At 72.4% G+C, this 19,666-nt stretch carries 15 protein-coding genes and 1 riboswitch; of the genes, 8 read left to right on the forward strand and 7 right to left on the reverse strand.

What is annotated here, in order from left to right; translation table 11 throughout:
- The first annotated feature begins 164 nt into the window (after positions 1 to 164).
- The 5 genes from G8E01_RS01020 (at position 165) to G8E01_RS01040 (ending at position 7,349) form a co-directional block, all read left to right on the forward strand.
- Positions 165 to 671 carry a GNAT family N-acetyltransferase gene (locus G8E01_RS01020; RefSeq protein WP_166314634.1) on the forward strand — a complete coding sequence of 169 codons (507 nt, stop codon included), beginning with the start codon at positions 165 to 167 and terminating at the stop codon, positions 669 to 671.
- Positions 671 to 1,432, forward strand: coding sequence for a coenzyme F420-0:L-glutamate ligase (cofE, locus tag G8E01_RS01025; protein WP_166314636.1), 762 nt, complete (start codon positions 671 to 673; stop codon positions 1,430 to 1,432). The genes G8E01_RS01020 and cofE overlap by 1 nt, the downstream gene beginning before the upstream one ends.
- 179 nt (positions 1,433 to 1,611) lie before the next feature.
- The gene (locus tag G8E01_RS01030) at positions 1,612 to 3,915 is read left to right on the forward strand and encodes a bifunctional metallophosphatase/5'-nucleotidase (protein WP_166314638.1); all 2,304 of its coding nucleotides are present in this window, start codon (positions 1,612 to 1,614) and stop codon (positions 3,913 to 3,915) included.
- Positions 3,916 to 4,028: 113 nt separating this feature from the next.
- Positions 4,029 to 6,323, forward strand: coding sequence for a choice-of-anchor I family protein (locus G8E01_RS01035; protein WP_166314640.1), 2,295 nt, complete (start codon positions 4,029 to 4,031; stop codon positions 6,321 to 6,323).
- A 114-nt stretch (positions 6,324 to 6,437) separates the two neighbouring features.
- Positions 6,438 to 7,349 carry a DUF4405 domain-containing protein gene (locus G8E01_RS01040; protein ID WP_166314643.1) on the forward strand — a complete coding sequence of 304 codons (912 nt, stop codon included), beginning with the start codon at positions 6,438 to 6,440 and terminating at the stop codon, positions 7,347 to 7,349.
- Between the two features lie 56 nt (positions 7,350 to 7,405).
- Here G8E01_RS01040 and G8E01_RS01045 read toward each other — a convergent pair whose 3' ends face one another.
- From G8E01_RS01045 to rlmN, 4 genes are all read right to left on the reverse strand, one after another.
- A complete protein-coding gene (locus G8E01_RS01045; RefSeq protein WP_166314646.1) occupies positions 7,406 to 8,911 on the reverse strand; it encodes a sulfatase family protein in 1,506 nt (501 codons plus the stop codon).
- A gap of 30 nt (positions 8,912 to 8,941) precedes the next feature.
- Positions 8,942 to 9,973: a LacI family DNA-binding transcriptional regulator gene (locus G8E01_RS01050; protein ID WP_166314649.1), complete on the reverse strand. Its 1,032-nt coding sequence runs from the start codon at positions 9,971 to 9,973 to the stop codon at positions 8,942 to 8,944.
- A gap of 4 nt (positions 9,974 to 9,977) precedes the next feature.
- Entirely contained in the window at positions 9,978 to 11,402 is a 1,425-nt protein-coding gene (locus G8E01_RS01055) for a glycoside-pentoside-hexuronide (GPH):cation symporter (RefSeq protein WP_166314652.1), read from the reverse strand.
- 139 nt (positions 11,403 to 11,541) lie between these two features.
- Positions 11,542 to 12,792 (reverse strand): dual-specificity RNA methyltransferase RlmN, encoded by a 1,251-nt coding sequence (rlmN, locus tag G8E01_RS01060; RefSeq protein ID WP_166314655.1) that lies wholly within the window; start codon positions 12,790 to 12,792, stop codon positions 11,542 to 11,544.
- Between the two features lie 291 nt (positions 12,793 to 13,083).
- Between rlmN and G8E01_RS01065 the strand changes: the two genes are divergently transcribed.
- Positions 13,084 to 13,554 (forward strand): hypothetical protein, encoded by a 471-nt coding sequence (locus tag G8E01_RS01065; RefSeq protein WP_166314658.1) that lies wholly within the window; start codon positions 13,084 to 13,086, stop codon positions 13,552 to 13,554.
- 97 nt (positions 13,555 to 13,651) lie between these two features.
- Positions 13,652 to 14,605, forward strand: coding sequence for a TIGR03617 family F420-dependent LLM class oxidoreductase (locus G8E01_RS01070; protein ID WP_166314661.1), 954 nt, complete (start codon positions 13,652 to 13,654; stop codon positions 14,603 to 14,605).
- 6 nt (positions 14,606 to 14,611) lie between these two features.
- Here G8E01_RS01070 and G8E01_RS01075 read toward each other — a convergent pair whose 3' ends face one another.
- From G8E01_RS01075 to G8E01_RS01085, 3 genes are all read right to left on the reverse strand, one after another.
- Complete coding sequence (locus tag G8E01_RS01075) at positions 14,612 to 15,394, reverse strand: CbiQ family ECF transporter T component (protein ID WP_166314664.1); 783 nt, start codon at positions 15,392 to 15,394, stop codon at positions 14,612 to 14,614.
- Complete coding sequence (locus tag G8E01_RS01080) at positions 15,391 to 16,755, reverse strand: ATP-binding cassette domain-containing protein (protein ID WP_166314667.1); 1,365 nt, start codon at positions 16,753 to 16,755, stop codon at positions 15,391 to 15,393. Before G8E01_RS01080 ends, G8E01_RS01075 begins: the two co-directional genes overlap by 4 nt.
- Complete coding sequence (locus G8E01_RS01085; RefSeq protein ID WP_166314670.1) at positions 16,752 to 17,378, reverse strand: ECF transporter S component; 627 nt, start codon at positions 17,376 to 17,378, stop codon at positions 16,752 to 16,754. The genes G8E01_RS01080 and G8E01_RS01085 overlap by 4 nt, the downstream gene beginning before the upstream one ends.
- A riboswitch (TPP riboswitch) is annotated at positions 17,371 to 17,480 on the reverse strand. Its footprint overlaps the gene before it by 8 nt.
- Before the next feature lie 158 nt (positions 17,481 to 17,638).
- On the opposite strand from G8E01_RS01085, the gene G8E01_RS12900 reads away from it, so the two are divergent.
- Positions 17,639 to 19,666, forward strand: a complete 2,028-nt coding sequence (locus tag G8E01_RS12900) for a D-alanyl-D-alanine carboxypeptidase family protein (RefSeq protein WP_166314673.1) — start codon at positions 17,639 to 17,641, stop codon at positions 19,664 to 19,666.

Here is a 19,666-nt window from a genome sequence, read left to right on the forward strand (position 1 = left end):
CCTATGTGGCCCGGCGGAGCAACTCAACACCTACGCACGAGCACGCCGACAGCATCATCGCACGCCCGCCCCGCGATCCGCGCCCGGAAACGCCCCTCCCCTCGCAACCCCATCCGCGCGCACGCGGATTCGCGCGGGCGGGGCCCGGGACATATGCTCCAGCCATGACCACCGAGACGCATCTCGACGTTCTGATCCGCCCCATCCGCGACGCCGACGCGGAGGCCATGGGGCGCGTGCACGCCCGGGTGTGGCACGAGACCTACGACGGCATGATCTCGGAGGCCGCGCTCAAGGCCGTCTCGCCCAAGCGGCTGGCGGATCTCTGGAGCAACTACGCCTCCCGCGGGCCCGAGCACAAGCACGCCGCCGCCCTCGTCGACGGCGAGATCGTCGGGTTCGCGGCCTCCGGCCCCGCGCGCGACGACGACGCCCCCGCCGCGCGCGAGCTCTACTTCGTCTTCCTGCTCGACACGTGGCACCGCAAGGGCATCGGCCGCCAGCTCTTCGACGCGGTCGTCGACGAGGGCGAGCCGCTCTACGGCTGGATCGCCGAGAACTACCCCGGCGGCGAGCAGTTCTACACCAAGCGCGGGTTCGTCTTCGATGGCGAGACGCGCACCGAGCCCTTCCTCGGCGAGACGCTCACCGAGACGCGCTTCCGCCGCTGATGCTGTCGGCGTGGGCGCCGGCGGGGATCGGCGAGATCGCGGCCGGGACCGACCTCGCCCTCGTCATCGGCGACGCGCTCGCGGCGGATCCTGCGGGCCTTTCCGCGGGCGACATCGTCGTCGTCACGAGCAAGATCGTCTCCAAGGCCGAGGGACGCTTCGTCGTCGCCGACGACCGCGAGGAGGCCATCACCGCGGAGACCGTCCGCGTCGTCGCGAGCCGCACGAACCCCGCCACGGGGCACACGACGCGCATCGTCGAGAACCGACTCGGCATCGTGTCCGCGGCCGCCGGGGTCGACGCCTCGAACACCCCCGAGGGGACGGTGCTGCTGCTCCCCGAGGATCCCGACCGGTCCGCCCGCGACCTGGCGGCCGCCCTCCGCGCGCGCTTCGGCGTCGCCGTCGGGGTGCTCGTCAGCGACACGCTCGGCCGCGCGTGGCGCGACGGCCAGGTCGACCAGGCGATCGGCGCCGGCGGCGTCCACGTCTTCGAGGACCTGCGCGGATCCGTCGACGCCCAGGGCCGCTCGCTGTCGGTCACGCTGCCGTGCGTCGCCGACGAAATCTGCTCGGCCGCCGAACTCGTCAAGGGCAAGGCGACCGGCCGTCCCGTCGCGGTCGTGCGCGGGCGCGCCGACCTCGTGGGCGGGCTCGAGCTGCCCGGGGCGCGCACGATTCCCCGCACGGGCCCCTCCGACATGTTCCGCAAGGGCTACGACGAGGCCTTCGCCGACGGCGTCGCCTCGGTGGCCGGCTGACCGGCGAGATTTCCCCCTCTTCCCCCGGGCACGCGGACCCGGATACGGTGGCTCCGCGGACGAAGCGTTCACGAGCCGTTCACGTGCTGGGCGGGCGTGGCGAAACCTGCGCCCGTTAGAACGGACACCGTGCCCCGCCGCCCGCGTGGGGTGTCCCCTGCCCACAGCAAAGGATGACCATGCGTTCACCCCTGACACGCGGCATCGGCGCCGGCGCGGCTCTCGCGACCGCCGGTTCGCTGTTGCTCATGCCCCAGGTCGCCGTCGCGGCCGAGGAGCCCGAGACGACCGACATTCAGATCCTCGGGATCAACGACTTCCACGGCCGCATTGAGGCCGACGACTACAACGGTCTCGCGGGCGCCGCGGGCCTCGTCGCCACGGTCCGGGCCTACGAGGCCGCCAACCCGAACACGCTGTTCGTCTCGGCGGGCGACAACATCGGCGCATCGACCTTCACGTCGTTCATCCAGCAGGACGAGCCGACGATGGAGGCGCTCGCCAAGGGCGGCCTCGACGTCGGCGTCGTCGGCAACCACGAGTTCGACCAGGGCTTCGCCGACCTCACGGACCGCGTCCAGCCCTACTACGACGCCGCCAGCGGCATCGAGGGCCTCGGCGCCGACCTGACGCTCGGCGCCAACGTCTACGACGCGGGCACGACCGACCCGGCGCTGCAGGAGTACACGATCAAGGACGTCGACGGCGTCAAGATCGGCTTCATCGGCACGATCACCTCCACGACCGAGACCCTCGTCTCGCCGGCGGGCATCAGCCAGATCGACTTCGGCGACCAGGTGGAGGCGGCCAACCGCGTCGCCGCCGAGATCGACGACCAGGTCGACGTCACGATCCTCCTGACGCACTCGGGCGCCGAGGTCAGCGGATCCGACTCCTCCACGTGCGAGGAGATCGCCGCCGAGGAGACCGAGTTCGGCGACCTCGTGCGCGACGCGTCGCCCGAGATCGACGCGATCCTCTCGGGCCACACCCACCAGGGCTACCCCTGCACGATCGGTGGCCGCCCCGTGCTCCAGGCGAACGACTACGGCTCGACGCTCGCGCAGCTCGACCTCTCGGTCGACTCCGCGACGAAGGAGCTCGTCTCCATCGGCGGCTCGCTCGTGTCGCTCACGGACGAGGCCGGCGCGCCCATCAACGGCGAGGCCGAGGACATCCTCGAGATCGTGAACGCGGCCGTCGAGTTCGCCGCGGTGCAGGGCAACGAGCCCGTCGGCGAGATCACGGCCGACATCCTCCGCGGCGGCGAGCCCGCGGGCGCCGACCGCGGCGTCGAGTCGACGATGGGCAACCTCGTCGCCGACGTCTACCTGTGGTCGACGACCGAGTACGCGAACTACGGCGGCGAGCCCGCCGACATCGCGGTCATGAACCCCGGCGGGCTGCGCGACGACCTCCTCTTCGCCTCGAGCGAGGTCGGCGAGGGCGACGGCGTCGTAACCTACGCCGAGGCCGCCGCCGTGCAGCCGTTCGCGAACACGCTCACGACGAGCGAGCTGACGGGCGCCGACATCGAGCAGATGCTCGAGGAGCAGTGGCAGCCCGGCAACGACCGCCCGAAGCTGCACCTCGGCATCTCGGAGGGCTTCTCCTACGAGTACATCGACAGCGCCGACGCGGGCGAGCACGTCGTGTCGATGACGCTGAACGGCGAGCCGGTCCTCGCGGACGAGACGTACACGGTCACGACGAACTCGTTCATCGCGGCGGGCGGCGACGGCTTCACGGCCTTCACCAACGCGCCCTACCGCGACACGGGCCTCATCGACCTCTCCGCGACGGTCGACTTCTTCGCCACCTCCGGCGCCGTCGACCCGGCCCCGCTCGGCCGCGCGATCGCGGTCGAGGACCCGACCGAGCCGGGCAACGGTTCGGGCGCGGGCTCGGACGGATCCGCCGGCAGCGGCTCGGACGGATCCGCTGAGGGTGGCTCGGACGGCTCCGCCGGCGCGGGCTCCGACGGGTCGGACGCCTCCGACGGCGCGGCCGACGGCTCCAACGGCTCCGCCGACGCCGGTTCGGACGACGCGGGCACCGGCTCGGACGACGCGACCGTGACCCCGGACGAGGCCGACCTCACCGACGACACCGAGAACCTCATCGCCGCCCCCGGCAGCGCCACCCCCGGCGCCGAGATCACGATCGTCCTGCCCGAGCAGGTCACCGGCACCGTCGAGACCTTCATGTTCTCCACGCCCGTGAGCCTCGGATCCCAGCAGGTCTCGGCCGACAGCACCATCTCGGTCACGATCCCCGCTGACGCCCCCGCCGGCACCCACCGCCTCGCCGTCTACGACGCCGACGGCACCCTCGTCGGCTGGACCACCATCGAGATCACCGGAGGCGACCTCCTCGCCACCGGCGGCGAGATGACCGGCACCCTCGGCTGGGGCCTCGGCCTCGCCGCGGCCGCCCTCATCGCCGCGGGCATCCTCCTCACCGCCCGCACCCGCCGCGCATAACACCCACACCCACCGGCCCCCGCCGCCCACCCGGGCGACGGGGGCCGGTGCCGTCCCCGGGCGTTCACCCGGGGTTCACCACCCGCACACCGGCGCCCCATAGACCAGGAGTCATGTCCCGACTCCCCCGCATTCTCTTGGCCTCGGGCGCCGCGTGCGCCCTCGCCCTGTCCCCCGTCGCGGCGCTGGCCGCGCAGCCGGGCGACATCGACCCCATCGTCGACGTCGCCGACGACGCCCCCTTCTCGCTCTCCGTCGCCGGCACCTTCGAGACCGGGCTCTTCGACGAGGGCGCGAGCGAGATCGTGCAGGCCCACGGCGACCGGCTGTTCTCGATCAACGCGGCCGCCGGATCCGTGTCGGTCATCGACATGTCCGACCCCGCGCACATGACCGAGCTGTTCCAGGTCGAGTCGACGAACGCCGTGGCGAACTCGGTCGCGATTCGCGCGGACGGCCTCGGGGTCGTCGCCATGGAGGACGCCTCGGACAAGACGGCTCCCGGATCCCTCCTCTTCTTCGACGCGAACGCCGACGCGCCCATCGTGCTCGGATCCGTCCAGGTCGGTTCGCTTCCCGACATGGTGACCATCTCGCCCGAGGGCGACTACGCGGTCGTCGCGAACGAGGGCGAGCCGAGCGATGACTTCACGGTGGACCCCGAGGGATCCGTCGGCGTCGTCGCGCTTCCCGACACGGTCGCGGCGCCCGCCCAGGAGGACGTGGAGACGGCCGACTTCCACGCGTTCGAGGACGCCGTGCTCGACGACAGCGTCCGCGACGCGTTCGGCCCGATCCTGAACCCCGAGCTGCCGCGTTCGACGAACTGGGAGCCCGAGTACATCACGGTCGTCGGCGACACCGCATACGCCGCGCTCCAGGAGGCGAACGCGATCGCGGTCGTCGACCTCGCCACGGCCACGGTCACCGACGTGTGGGGCCTCGGCTTCATCGATCGCGGCACGGTGCCCCTCGATGCCTCCGACCGCGATCCGGAGGACGCCCCCGAGATCAACATCGCGACCTACCCGGGCCTGTATGGCGTCCCCATGCCCGACGGCATCTCCTCCTACACCGCCGGCGGCGAGACCTACCTCGTCACCGCCAACGAGGGCGACGCGCGCGAGTGGGGCGACTACGTCGAGCCCGCGCGGATCAAGGACCTCGACAAGCCCGAGGACGCCCCCGACAGCCAGGGCCCGCTGTGCGAGGAGCTCGCCGCGTACGACGACGACGCCCAGCTCGGGCGCCTCGAGGTCTCGACGGCGATGGGCTTCGACGCGGAGCGCGGCTGCTACAGCGAGCTCTACGCGTACGGCGCGCGCTCCTTCTCGATCTACACGACCTCGGGCGAGCTCGTGTTCGACTCCGGCGCGCAGTTCGAGGAGCTCACGGCCCGCCTGAGCGAGACCACCGACCTGGTCTTCAACTCCGGCCACGACGACAACGAGGCCGAGAGCCGCAGCGACGCCAAGGGCGTCGAGCCGGAGAACCTCACCATCGGCGAGGTCGACGGCCGCACCTACGCCTTCATCGGCTTCGAGCGCCTCTCGGGCGTCGTGGTCTACGACATCACCGACCCGGCCGCGCCGACCTACTCCTCCTACATCAACAACCGCGAGTTCGAGACCAGCCTCGGCGACGCGTACGAGGACCTCGAGGACGCGGGCGCGGGATCCGAGGAGCTCGCGGCGCTCGTGAACAGCGTCGGCGACCTCGGGCCGGAGGGCCTCGACTTCATCGCGGCCGCCGACTCCCCCACGGGCATCCCCATGGTCGCCGTCGGCAACGAGGTCTCGGGCACGACGACGCTCTACGCGCTCGACGGCGCCACGATCGTCGACCCGACCGAGCCGGGCGACGGCTCGGACGCGGGCTCGGACGGATCCGCCGACGCCGGCTCCGACGGGTCGGACGCCTCCGACGGCGCGGCCGACGGCTCCAACGGATCCGCCGACGCCGGTTCGGACGACGCGGGCAGCGGCTCGGGCGACGCGACCGTGACCCCGGACGAGGCCGACCTCACGGACGACACCGAGAACCTCATCGCCGCCCCCGGCAGCGCCACCCCCGGCGACGAGATCACGATCGTCCTGCCCGAGCAGGTCACCGGCACCGTCGAGACCTTCATGTTCTCCACGCCCGTGAGCCTCGGATCCCAGCAGGTCTCGGCCGACAGCACCATCTCGGTCACGATCCCCGCTGACGCCCCCGCCGGCACCCACCGCCTCGCCGTCTACGACGCCGACGGCACCCTCGTCGGCTGGACCACCATCGAGATCACCGGAGGCGACCTCCTCGCCACCGGCGGCGAGATGACCGGCACCCTCGGCTGGGGCCTCGGCCTCGCCGCGGCCGCCCTCATCGCCGCGGGCATCCTCCTCACCGCCCGCACCCGCCGCGCATAACACCCACACCCACCGGCCCCCGCCGCCCACCCGGGCGACGGGGGCCGGTGCCGTCCCGTCACACCCGGTCACACGGAATCGGCGCGGCGGGGTCGCATCGGCGAGAATGATCGGGTGAGCCCACGCCCTCGCCCGACATGGATCCAGGTCGCCGCCGGCGCGTTCGGCGCGGCCGCGCTCGTCCTCGCCGCCTGGTGCCTCGTATTCGCCGTCCGCGCCGTTCTCGCGACGGATCCGCTCCAGGAATTCCTCGCCGCGTACCCCGGCGCCGCGCCGCTCCCCGCGGACACGGCGGAGGGGATCCCCGCGTTCGTCTCCTGGACGCACTTCCTGAACGGGTTCTTCCTCGTGCTCATCGTGCGCACGGGGATCCGGGTGCGCACCGAGAAGCGCGCGGGGGGGCTGTGGTCCTCCCGGCGCGTGAAGAAGCGCCGCATGTCGCTCGCCCTGTGGGGCCACGTCGCCGTCGACGCCCTCTGGCTCCTGAACGGCGTCGTCTTCGTGGTCCTCCTCTTCGCGAGCGGCCACTGGGTGCGCATCGTCCCGACGAGCCTCGACGTGTTCCCGAACGCGCTCTCGGCGCTCGTGCAGTACGTCTCGCTCGACTGGCCGGTCGAGGACAGCTGGGCGAACTACAACGCCCTCCAGCAGCTGAGCTACTTCGCGATCACGTTCCTCGCGGCGCCCGTCGCGGCCGTGACGGGCTATCGCCTGAGCGCCTTCTTCCCGAAGGGCGAGGCGTGGCAGCGGATCCTCCCCGAGCGCACCGCGAAGGCGCTGCACTACCCGACGATGCTGTTCTTCGTCGCGTTCGTGATCGTGCACGTGGGGCTCGTGTTCGCGACCGGCGCGCTCCGGAACCTCAGCCACATGTACGCCGGCACGGACGAGGTGAGTGTCCTCGGCTTCGGGATCTTCGCCGCCACCGTCGTCCTCATGGTCTTCGGCTGGCGGGCCGCGCGCCGCGACGACTGGATCGCGAAGCCCGCGGCCTGGTTCGGCGACGTGCGCCTCATGAAGCGCTGAACGATAAGGGGGCGGGCGGCGCTCCCGCGCCGCCCGCCCCCTTACGTTCGCCCCGATCAGCTCGTGGCGCGGATGTTCGTCACGTACTCCTTGACGCGCTCGAACAGCTCGGCGTCGTACGGGCCCCACTCGGGCGCCGGGGTGCCCGGGCCGCGGTAGGGCTCGTCGTCGTAGCGCGCCTGGTACGCGGCGAGCTTGTCCTCGAGGTCCGCACGGATCTCGGCGTACGCGGGGTCGTCCGCGACGTTGCGCACCTCCGTCGGGTCGGCCGCGAGGTCGTACAGCTCCCACTCGGGCTCAAACTCGGCGTCCGACGCCCCCGGCACGCCCAGTCCCGCGCCGTAGTAGTAGATGAGCTTGTGGCGGGCGGTGCGGATCCCGTAGTGCGCGGGAGCCGCGTGGATCGGGTCGTCGTGCTCCCAGTACCGGTAGTAGGCGGCATCGGGCCAGTCCTCGACCTCCTCGCCGCGCAGGAGCGCGCGGAAGCTGCGGCCCTGCGACGTCGGCATCGCCTCGCCGGCGTCGACGCCGGCGATGTCGAGGAACGTCGCCGCGAAGTCGACGTTCGTAATGATGCCCTCGCACCGGGATCCGGCCGCGATCTCGGCGGGCCAGCGGATGAGCATCGGCATCTGCAGCGACTGGTCGAACATCAGGCGCTTGTCGAACCAGCCGTGGTCCCCGAGGAAGAAGCCCTGGTCGGAGGTGTAGACGACGAGCGTGTTCTCCGCCAGCCCCTTCTCCTCGAGGTGGTCGAGGAGGCGGCCGACGTTGTCGTCGATGGACTGCACGGTCTGCAGGTAGTCGCGCATGTAGATCTGGTACTTCCAGCTCATGCGCGCGTGGCGGTTCTCCTCGCCCCGCAGGTGCTCGGGGACCTCCTGCTTGAGGTCGTCCGCGCCCATGTCGTCCGCGATCGTCATGTGCACGCTCCGGACGGCGCGGCTGCGGGTCTCGTAGTCGTCGAAGAACGTCTCGGGCTCGGGAATCGTGCCGTCGGCGTAGAGGTGCTTGTGCTTCTCGTCTGGGACCCACGGGCGGTGCGGGGCCTTGTGGTGGACCATCGCGACGAAGGGCTCGTCGGCGACGTCGTCGATCCAGTCGAGCGCGAGGTCGGTGACGATGTCGGTCGCGTAGCCCGGCACGACGTGCGCGCCGTCCGCGTCGATCATCTCGGGGTCGACGTAGTCGCCCTGCCCGGGGAAGATCTTCCACGCGTCGAAGCCGCGCGGCAGGGACTGGCCGTGCTCGCCGAGGTGCCACTTGCCGAACATGCCCGTGCGGTAGCCGCGCTCGTGCAGCACGTCGATGAAGGTCGGGACGCGGTAGTCCATCTCGGTCCAGATCGACGAGACGCCGTTGACGTGGCTGTAGGTGCCCGTGAGGATCGACGCGCGCGACGGGCTGCAGATCGAGTTCGTGCAGAAGACGGCGTCCATGCGCACGCCCTCCTCCGCGATCCGGTCGAGGTGCGGCGTCCGGTTCACGCGGCTGCCGTACGCCGAGATGGCGTGGGCGGCGTGGTCGTCGGACATGATGAAGATGATGTTCGGTCGAGGCATCGGGGCTCCTTTGCGGGGGAAACGGATCCGTCAGCCCACGAGGGCGGGCGGAAGCATCTGGTGGACGGCAGGGGTGTTATCGCGGGCGGTGCGCACGACGGCGGCGGCGCACACGCGCCCGGCCTCGCCGAGCGGCATCTCGGCGTGGATGAGTCCGGGCCACTGCGCGGGCTCGAGCGCCCCGCGGTTGAGCCCGGCGACGCGGTAGCCCGGGTCCCGGCGACGCACCGTGGCGAGCACGGTCTCGACGTCGGATCCCCACGAGCACACGAACGCCGTCTGGGCGGGCGGGGTGCTCCCGCGCTCGAGCGCGGCGGCCAGGCGCGCGCCGAGCTCGGCGCGGTAGGCGGCGTAGTCGCCCGTGCGCTCGAAACTGCCGAGCCGCTCCGCGGTGACGCCCGTCTGCAGCACGCTGAGAGACATCTCGGGGCGGGCGGTGAGCGCGTCGAGCATGGCCTGCTCGCGCACGCGCTCGGCGTGCGAGAGCAGGTCGGGCCGCACGTAGGTCACGGCGCGCACCCCGTCGGCGGCGAGCCTCTCGACGACGAGGTCGACGCCCGCCGCGTAATCGAGGTCGACCGTCGTGTACGGCGGGACCGCGTCGGCGCGTCCACAGTCGATCGCGCCGAAGGGGATCGCGTGCTCGGCCACGGCCGCGGCGAGCGCAGCGGGAACGACGTGGTCGTCGTGACCGATGAACACGAGTCCGTCGAGCTGCCCTCCCCGCACGGCGTCGACGCCGGATCCGTGGTCCCGGGACGTCAGCAGCACGACCTGGAAGCCCTCCTCCGCGGCGCCGCGCGACAGCCCCTCGACGATCGCCGCGTACCGCGGGTTCGCGAGCGGCTTGTCGAGGATGACCCCGACGAGCCGCGCCGTGCGGTTCTTCAGCGACCGGGCGAGGGAGTTCGGCACATACCCGATCTCCCGCGCGATCCGGCGGATCCGCGCCCGCGTCTTCTCCGCCAGCGGGAACGTGCTGTTCTCGTTGAGGGCGTAGGAGACGGCGGAGACGGAGACGCCGGCGCGCTCGGCGACGTCGCGGAGGGTGGGCCTGTTCATGACATCAATCCTCGGCGGTCGCCCCCGCGTGGCGCGCGCGCAGCGCCTCGACGTTCGCCTCGACGCGGCGGCGGCTGAGGGGATACCAGGTGAGCAGCAGCACCGCGGCGACCGCGTAGAGCACGGCGGGCACGAGCGTCGCGATCGTGTAGATCCCGTCGATCGTCTCGGGCGTCTGCTGCACGCCGCCCTCCTGGTAGCCGACGATGCCGAGGGCGATGCCGCCCGCTCCGCCGGCGAGCGCGAAGCCCAGCTTGCGGGCCCACGTGTTGATCGCGTAGATCGTGCCGTCGTCGCGCTCGCCCGTGCGGACCTCCTCGAAGTCCGCCACGTCGGCGATAACGGCCCACACGAGCAGGTTGTACGTGCCCACGCCGAAGCCCGCGACGTTCATCAGGACGATGAAGACCCACGGCGACTCGACGTGCAGGATCCAGAGCAGGAAAAAGACCGCGGCGCTCAGGAGCATCATCCCCGCGATGAACTCGCGCTTGCCGAGGCGGCGGGCGATCGAGGCGGCGAACGGCGCGAGGATGAGCCCCGGAAGGTAACTCGCGAGCTGCGCCGGCCCCGAGAGCGCGCCGTTGTTGAAGTACGTCACCCACAGGTACGCGGCCATCGTGTTCACGAGCAGGCCGGCGAGCATGAGGATCAGGTTGGATCCCATGAGCGCGATGAGCGCGCGGTTCGTCACGAGCGAGCGGAGGAGCCTGACGAAGCTCTGGCGCTCGCGCGCGGGCGCCTTCACGCGCTCGCTCGTGAGGCCGTAGCAGAGCGAGTAGAAGAGGACGGCGCCGACCGAGAACGCGATGCCGATGGTGATGAACCCGGTCGGGTCGACCGTCGAGACGCCGTCGACCGTCGAGTAGATGACGAGCGGCGGCACGAGGGCGACGAAGATGCCGGCGACGTTCGCGCCGACGCCGCGGAACACCGACAGCGAGGAGCGCTGACCCGGTTCCGGCGTGATGACCGACGCCAGCGATCCGTAGGAGATGTTGACCATCGTGTAGAACACGGATCCCCACAGCACGTACGTCACGACGGCGTACGTGAGCTTCGCGCCGTACGCCCAGTCCGCGACGAAGGGCGCGTACATGAGCGCGCTCATGACGGCGAGCGGGATCGCGGCGCGGATAATCCAGGGGCGGAAGCGGCCCTTCGGGGACGGCCGATGGGAGTCGAGGAATCGCCCCCACCCGACGTCGGTGAACGCGTCGACGAGGCGCGTGACGAGGAACAGGATCCCGACGTGCGCGGCCTGCAGGCCGGCGACGTCGGTGAAGTAGATCATGAGGTACGACGACGCGAGGAGGAACAGGAAGTCGTTCCCCAGATCGCCGAAGAGATAGCCGACGCGGTCGCGCCAGCCGAACGGCCGCGCGGTCCCGAGCGCCTCGGTCAGCGTTCGATCCAGTGTTCTTGCCACGATTCCTCCTCGTTGAGAGCGTCGACATCGACGTCCAGGCAACGCTACGGAGTTCAATCGTTTGAAGCGAGATTTCACATGTTTGAATACGTGTGGCCCCGTCGCGCAACGTCGCGACGGGGCCACACGGGGGCGCGTTCTACGCCGGCGTCGCCGCCACCCGCTCGTCCTCTTCCGTCACGACGAGCTGGCCGCAGGCGCCGTCGATCTCCTTGCCGCGGGTGTCGCGGATCGTCGTCGGCACGCCAGCGTCGTTGAGGATCCGCACGAACTCGTTCTGCGCGGCGCGCGTCGAGGCGTCCCAGACGGATCCGGGCGTCGGGTTCAGCGGGATCGGGTTGACGTGCACCCAGCCGCGGCCGCGCGCGTTGAGCTTGTCCGCGAGCAGCTGCGCGCGCCACGGGTGGTCGTTCATGTCGCGGATGAGCGCGTACTCGATCGAGACGCGCCGGCCCGTGCGATCGAAGTAGCCGCGGGCGGCGTCGAGCACCTCCTCGACCTTCCAGCGCGAGTTCACCGGGATCATCTCGTCGCGGAGCTCGTCGTCGGGGGCGTGGAGCGAGAGCGCGAACGTGACGGGCAGGTCCTCGTCCGTCAGCTTGCGGATCGCGGGGGCGAGGCCCACGGTCGAGATCGTGATGCCGCGGGCGCTCATGCCGAGGCCCTGCTTCTTGTCGACCATCGTGCGCACGGCCTGCATGACGCGGTTGTAGTTCGCGAGCGGCTCGCCCATGCCCATGAACACGATGTTGCTCACGCGCTCGGCGCTGTTGTCGTCGGCGCGCTTACCGCCCAGCTCGCCGTTCGCGATCACCTCGTTGGCCCGCACGACCTGGTCGACGATCTCGGCGGCCGACATGTTGCGCGTCAGGCCGTTCTGGCCCGTCGCGCAGAACGGGCAGTTCATGCCGCAGCCGGCCTGCGAGCTCACGCAGAGCGTGATCCGGCCCGGGTAGCGCATGAGCACCGACTCGACGAGCGCGCCGTCGTGCAGCTTCCAGAGGAACTTGATCGTGTCGCCGCCGTCGGTCTGCAGGCGGCGCACCTCGGTCAGGAGCGTCGGGAGCATGCCGGCCACGAGCTCGGCGCGGCCCTCCTTCGGCAGGTCCGTCATGCGCTCCGGATCCCGCGTGTAGTGCTCGAAGTAGTGCTTCGCCAGCTGCTTCGCGCGGAAGCCCGGCAGGCCCAGCTCCTTCGCCTTCGCCACGCGCTCATCGGGCGTGAGGTCGGCGAGGTGCACGGGCGGCTTGCCTCGCTTGGGGCTCGCGAACTGCAAAAGCGGCCGCCCCGCGGCGTCCTTGCGCTGCTCCCAGCCCTCGGCGCGCGGCTTCACCTGGCGAACGGTGGACGCGACGGAGGGGGCGTCCGGGCGCTCGGGGGTCTCGGTCATACTCCCCAGGGTAGGGCGCCCAGGTGCGAATCCGCTGGTCGCGCGCGCGATTCCGCCCCGCTCCGATGGAGGCGGCGTGCCCGGGGTCCCTCGGCGGAGCCGGGCACTAGTCGGCGGATCCGGCCCGCGGCCCTCCGCTGTCCCCCAAACGGGGGACGAGGGGAGATCTCCCCATGGCACGGCAGGGCTCGGGGCCCTAGCGTGAGAGTGTCCGGCCGGCCCGTGGGGGAGCCCGGCCGGACTCTTCACCCCCAGTCCCGGGGACCCTGCTTCCTCAGAGACGGAGTCGTCATGACCATCACTCGACGCGGTCGCCTGCTCGCCGCCCTCGGCGCGCTCGCGCTCGTTCCCGCCGCCCTGACCGCCTGCTCGGGCGACGCGGGCGGATCCGGCGACGCCGCACCCTCGGGGCAGTCCGTCGAGGAGGCCTGCACGATGGCGAACGATGCCATGACCGAGGCCACCTCGGGCATTGGCGACATGTCCACCCTCATGCAGGAGCAGGACGTCGAGGGGATCACCGCGATCATCTCTGACATCAACACCGCGATCTCCGACACGAGCGCCGAGCTCGGCAACGCCGACGTCAAGGCCGCCTTCGACGAGTTCGGCACGCAGTTCGACATCGTCGCGACGAGCATCGAGACCGTCGCGGAGGACCCGACGAGCGAGGACGCCCAGGCGGCCATCACCGACATGACCGAGGCGCAGACCGCGCTGCAGGACGCGGCGACGGAGTTCGCCGAGGTCTGCTCGGGCTGAGCCCCGCCACATCCCGACGCGCGCGTTGTGCGATCCGCCTTGTGCGGGCCGGACAACGCGCGCGTCGTGCGTGAGGTGCTCGGCCAGACTGGGGCCCATGCGCATCGACATCGCCGTCCGCGACGCCTCGCCCCGCGTGGTGACCGACTCCGCCCGCCTGGCCGAGGCCGACGGCTACGACGGGATCCAGGTTCCCGAGCTCGCGCACGACCCCCTCGTGGCGTGCGCGCTCGCGGCGGCCGCGACCCGTCGGATCCACGTCGCCACCTCGATCGCCGTCGCCTTCGCGCGCAACCCTATGACGATCGCGCAGGCGGCGAACGACGTGCAGCTCGCGGCCGAGGGGCGCTTCGCCCTGGGGCTCGGATCCCAGGTGCGCCCGCACATCGAGAAGCGCTTCTCGATGCCGTGGTCGGCGCCCGCGCCGCGGATGCGCGAGTTCATCGCCGCCGTGCGCGCGATCTGGGCGGCGTGGGAGACGGGCGGCGCGCTCGACGTGCGGGGCGAGCACTACCGGCACACGCTCATGACGCCGATGTTCAGCCCGGGCCCGAACCCCTTCGGCCCTCCGGACATCTGGCTCGCCGCGGTGGGTCCCGCGATGACGGCGCTCGCGGGCGAGGCCGCCGACGGGTTCATCGCGCACGCGTTCACGACGCCCGCCTACCTCGCGCAGGTCAGCCTCCCCGCGCTGGCGCAGGGGCGCGAGCGCTCCGGGCGCGCCCGGACCGACGTCGTCGTGTCCCCCTTCGTCGTGACGGGGCAAGGCGACGCCGAGCGCGCGGCCGCCGAGCGGGCGGTGCGCTCGCAGATCGCGTTCTACGCGTCGACGCCGTCCTATCGCCCCGTCATGGAGCTCCACGGCTGGGAGGACGCCGCCGACGCTCTCCACGCCGCGAGCCGCCGGGGCGAGTGGGAGCGCATGGGCGCCCTCGTCACCGACGACATGATGGCGGAGTTCGCCATCGCGTGCGCCCCGAGCGAGGTGCGCGGATCCGTCGAGGCCCGGTTCGGATCCCTCGCCGACCGCGCGTCCGTCGCGCTCGCCTGAGCCCCCTCAGCCGCCCAGGACGACGTTGAGGTGCCCCGTCGCGGTCGTCACGGCGAGGGCGATGCCGCTGATCGCGAGACCGGCCGCGACGAGCGCCCATTCGCGCCAGCCCCACGGGCTGTCGCGCGCCCAGGTGCGCGGGGTGTCGGCCCCGAACGCCCGCGCCTCCATCGCGGTGGCCAGGTGCGTGCCGCGCCGGATGGCCAGCACGACGAGCGAGAACGCCATCCCCACGAGTCGGCGGATCCGCCCGGTGTCGGCGACGCCGCGGGCCCGGCGCGCGGTCTCGAGCTCGCGCCAGTCGCTGACGAGCAGCCCGACGAGGCGCATGCCCCCGAGGGCCCCCAGCACGAACCGGGCGGGCAGGCGCGCGCGCTGCGCGAGCCCGTCGGCGAGGTCCGTCGGGTCGACGCCGGCGAACAGCACGATGCCGGGCAGCGCGATCGCGAGCACGCGGAACAGCGTCGCGGCGGCCAGCTCGAGGGATCCGTCCGTGACGTGGACGAGGAGCCACCGCGCATGCGTCTCGCCCGCCGGCGCGCCGTAGAGCGCGATCGTCAGCGCCGCGAGCGGGGCCGCGATCCAGACCGGGAGCGTGCGGACCCAGAAGGACCGCGCCGACAGCCCGCTCGCGAGCAGGAGGGGCAGCTCGAGGACGAGCGCCGTGAGGCCCGATACGACGTCGATCGTGACGACGAGCGGGAGGGCGATGAGGAGCGCGGCGGCGAGCTTCGCGACGGGGTTGATGCGGGACAGCGGCCCGGTGGCGGCGCCGAGGTCGGGGATCACGCGGCCTCCAGCGCGATCTCGCGGGCGCCGGTCGCGCGGAGCAGGTCGCGGTCGTGCGTGATCGCGACGACGGCGGATCCGGCCCGGGCGAGGGCGCCGATGACGTCCACCATCTCGCGCCACGTGCGCGGATCCTGCCCGAAGGTCGGCTCGTCGAGCACGCACACGCGCGGGCGGGTCGCGAGCATCGCGGCGACCGTGAGCCGGCGCTTCTCGCCGCCCGACAGCGTGTGCGGGTGGGCCCGGGACAGCCGGTCGAGCCGCATTCGGGCGAGCAGGTCGTCCGAGCGCGCCGCGACCTCGTCGGCGGGCAGCTTCAGCGCCCGGGGCCCGACCTCGAGCTCGCCGCGGACCGTCCGCGCGAGCAGCTGGTGGTCGGGCGACTGCAGCACCGTGCCGATGCGGGTAAGGAGCTGGCGGGAGGACCAGCGGGACGGATCCACTCCGGCGCCCTCCCGCAGCGCCTCGGACGCCACGACGGATCCGCCCACCGCGGGCAGCAGGCCGGCGAGCGTGCGCCCGAGCGTCGATTTTCCCGCGCCGTTCGGCCCCGTGATGCCCGTGACCTCGCCCGCGCGGATCTCGAGATCGACGGGACCCGCGACGGCGACGCCGCGGGTGCGGCCGACGACGAGGCCCTCCGCCGCCAGCAGCGTCTCGCCGGGGCGCGCGAGCGGCGCCCCCGCGTCGAACCCGGCGGCATCCGGGGCGGCGTCACCGAGCCGGACCTCGCGGTCGATGACGCCGCGCCACACGTCGGCGCGGTGCTCGACGATCACGAGGGTGGCCCCCGTCTCGTCCGCGACCCGTCGGACGGCGTCGCGCACCTCGACGACGCCGTCCGGGTCGAGGTTCGCGGTCGGCTCGTCGAGGAGCAGCAGGCCCGGCCGCATCGCCAGCGCCCCGGCGAGCGCGAGGCGCTGCTTCTGGCCGCCCGAGAGCGCGGAGGTGGAGTGGTCGAGGCCGACGTCGAGGCCGACGAGCGTCAGCGCCTCGCGCACGCGGCGCCAGGTCTCCGCGCGCGGCACGCCGAGGTTCTCGCACCCGAAGGCGACATCGTCGCCGACGCGGTGCATGACGGCCTGCGTGTCCGGATCCTGCAGCACGAGCCCGGCGCGCCCCCGGATCGCGCGCGGGTCCGCGCCGTCGACCTCGAGAGCGCCCTCCTCCTCGCCCTCGTCGGCCCCGCCCAGCACGCCGGCGAGGGCGTGCAGGAGGGTGGACTTGCCGGATCCGGAGAGCCCGGACAGGAGGATCCGCTCGCCCGGCGCGACCGCGAGGTCGAGGCCGCGCGCCGCCCAGGCGAGGCGCGAGGCGTACCGCCAGCCCCACGCCCGGGCGTCGACCCGCGCGCCGGTCACACGCGCGACGCGGACGTGCGGCCCGCGGCGAACCGCCCGAGGGCGCCCGTCGCGGCGAGCCCCCGGACGACGAGCCAGCCGCCGAGGCCGGCGATGACCGCGCCCGAGAGCGTCGTCGACGCGATGTAGATCGTGGTGAAGGCCGCGTCGGCCCCCGCGTACCAGAGCACGCGGTCGTTGATGCCGCACGCGAGGCCCGCGAGCGCGCCCGCGAGGACGGCGACGACGGGCCCGAACCGGCGGTACAGGAACAGGGCGAGGACGATCTCGGCGCCCAGCCCCTGCACGACGCCGGACACGATCGTCAGGGCGGCCCACTGGTTGCCGACGAGCGCCGAGATGACGGCGGCCACGACCTCGGTGTAGACCGCGGCGCCGGGGCGGCGCACGACGAGGCCGCCGATCACGCCGGCGATCAGCCACGGGCCCGCCATGAGACCGCCGAGGCCCGGCGCCACGGCCCCGAGCAGGCTCCCCGGCAGCTCGTATCCGACGTTCCACACGAGGAACACGACGGAGCACGCCACGGCAATGACGCTGGCCACGACGATGTCGACGACCCGCCAGCGGAGCCGGGCTCCCCCGGTGATCTGAGCGGAATGAGTGCGCGCGGAAGCGCTCATGTTTCTCCCTTCCTGCGCCGGCATGATCCGGATCAGGTTCGACGGTCGGCGCGCGGCTCGCGCCCTCTCAGCCCGGCTTCTCGGACTCCCGTGGTTGTCGCCCCGCGACGCGGCGGGAACGATCGAGGTGATTTCCTCGGCGCCTGGGAGTATAGGCACGCACGCCCAGGCCACGCCACCTGCGTTCCGAAATGCGATCGTGAGGTTTCGCCGGGCCGATCTGCGGGGATCCGCGAGGGCGATCACGTAAGTTGACCTACGTGAGCACTGACGATGGGCGCCCCCGCGGCGACGAGGGCACCCCCTCGGGCGCCGCGCCGCAGGAGGGCCACGCGCCCGCCACAGAGCCCGTCCCCACGATCACCGGGCTGTTCGCGATGCCCGAGGCTCCCGCGGATCCGCCCGCCGACGCCCCGGACGCGGCGGATCCGAGCACCGGCGTCGCGTTCGTCGATGAGCCCCAGCCGCAGACCGACTCGGTGCGCATCATCGCGGAGATGTTCCGCGGATTCCGGCCCGGGAGCGAGACGCCCGAGGAAGACCTCCAGCAACTGCTCGGCACCGCCACGCAGTCACTGCCCGTCATCTCGGACGGCCAGGTCGTGCCCGCCGAGCCCGCCCCGATGTCGGGGCCGATCTCGCTGCCCGCGCCGCCGTCGCTCGAGGAGACCCCGGCCGACGAATCGGACGAGGTCGACGCCGAGATCGTGACGGACCCGGCCTCGGACGAGTGGGACGACGCGGCGGCCGAGGCCCCGGCCGCCGCTCCTCTCGCCGCCGCGGCCGCACCCGCCCTCGCCGCCGCGGCCGCCCACGCCGACACCCCGGGCGAGATCGTGCGCCCGCCCGCCGAACCGACTCCCGAGGAGACCGTCGTGGCCGCACCTAACGCACCCGATCCGCGCGTGCGCACGGCGTATGTTCCCCACGACGCCGACAACCAGGCCGAGCAGGCGCTCGCCTGGCTCACCGCGGAGAGCGTCGCGACGGGGCAGTCCCCGCTCGTCGGGCTGCAGGCCGACCTCGTGCCCGAGAAGCGGCGGCGCCGCTGGGCCGGCGCGATCCTCGCCCCCATCGTGACGGCGATCGTCCTCGCGGTCGCGTACGTCGTCGCGTTCGCCGTGTGGCCGCTCGACAACGTCTCGCCCGCCGTCTCGGCCGTCGAGGTCGACACCTCCGTCGGCGCCAGCGCGAACATCCCGTGGCCCACCAACGGCCAGGCGGCCGTCTCGGTCGCGGGCACGGGCGAGATCCTCAGCTCCTCCGAGACGGGCGTGGCCGAGACCCCCGCGCCCATGGCGAGCCTGACGAAGGTCATCACGGTCATGGTCCTCCTCGACCGGCAGCCGCTCGAGGCGGGCGAGGACGGCCCCTCCTACGACTTCGGGTACCTCGACCAGATCGAGGCCGACGCGCTGCGCTGGCAGAACGAGTCGGCGCTCGACGTGCCCATCGGCGGGACGCTGACCTACCGCCAGATGCTCGAGGGGATCCTCATGGGATCCGCCGGGAACTACGCCAACAAGCTCGTCGACGCGCTGTGGGAGGGCGACCGCCTCGCCTACACGACCGACGCGATCGCGTGGCTGCAGGACAACGGGATCACGGACACGGTCGTCGTCGACGCGACGGGCATCAGCGCCGACAACCGCTCGACGCCGACCTCGATGGTGCGCGTGTCCGAGCTGGCGCTCGCGAACCCCGTCGTGGCGCAGATCGTCTCGCAGGAGATCGTGGAGCTGCCGGGGGCCGGCATCGTCGAGAACTCCAACCCGCTGATCTCGGAGGACGGGATCGTGGGGATCAAGACGGGCCACCTCGACGAGTGGAACGTCGTCACCTACAACCTCACGACCGCGAAGGACGTGGACACGGGCGGCGAGGAGCCGATCCGCGTGTATGCCGCGGTCATGGGTCAGCTCGACTCGGACGCGCAGGCGCAGGTGAGCCGCGACGTGCTCGCGGCGGCGACGGCGGCCCTGCAGCCCGCGGAGGCGCTGCCGGCGGGCACGGTCGTCGCCACCGCGACCACGCCCTGGGGCGGATCGACCGACATCGCCACGGACGGGGCGGCCCAGCTCACGCTCTGGAACTCCGAGCTCGGCGAGGTCTCGAGCGACTACGCGATCGAGATCGGCGACAGCGCCGGCGACGAGGTCGGCACGGCCACGGTATCGGGCACGCTCGACAGCGACGAGGTGATCCTCGTCACGACGGGCGACCTGCCGCGCCCCAGCCTCGAGTGGCGGCTGACGCACCCGCTCGAGCTCCTGGGCATCGGCGACTGA

This window comes from Microbacterium excoecariae (assembly GCF_011326725.1).
In the GTDB taxonomy this organism is placed as follows: Bacteria; Actinomycetota; Actinomycetes; order Actinomycetales; family Microbacteriaceae; genus Microbacterium; species Microbacterium excoecariae.

Bases quoted from the DNA above. Each gene is read 5' to 3' on its own strand.
- G8E01_RS01020 (WP_166314634.1), top strand. From the start codon at position 165: ATGACCACCGAGACGCATCTCGACGTTCTGATCCGCCCCATCCGCGAC.
- cofE (WP_166314636.1), top strand. From the start codon at position 671: ATGCTGTCGGCGTGGGCGCCGGCGGGGATCGGCGAGATCGCGGCCGGG.
- G8E01_RS01030 (WP_166314638.1), top strand. From the start codon at position 1,612: ATGCGTTCACCCCTGACACGCGGCATCGGCGCCGGCGCGGCTCTCGCG.
- G8E01_RS01035 (WP_166314640.1), top strand. From the start codon at position 4,029: ATGTCCCGACTCCCCCGCATTCTCTTGGCCTCGGGCGCCGCGTGCGCC.
- G8E01_RS01045 (WP_166314646.1), bottom strand. From the start codon at position 8,911: ATGCCTCGACCGAACATCATCTTCATCATGTCCGACGACCACGCCGCC.
- G8E01_RS01050 (WP_166314649.1), bottom strand. From the start codon at position 9,973: ATGAACAGGCCCACCCTCCGCGACGTCGCCGAGCGCGCCGGCGTCTCC.
- rlmN (WP_166314655.1), bottom strand. From the start codon at position 12,792: ATGACCGAGACCCCCGAGCGCCCGGACGCCCCCTCCGTCGCGTCCACC.
- G8E01_RS01065 (WP_166314658.1), top strand. From the start codon at position 13,084: ATGACCATCACTCGACGCGGTCGCCTGCTCGCCGCCCTCGGCGCGCTC.
- G8E01_RS01070 (WP_166314661.1), top strand. From the start codon at position 13,652: ATGCGCATCGACATCGCCGTCCGCGACGCCTCGCCCCGCGTGGTGACC.
- G8E01_RS01085 (WP_166314670.1), bottom strand. From the start codon at position 17,378: ATGAGCGCTTCCGCGCGCACTCATTCCGCTCAGATCACCGGGGGAGCC.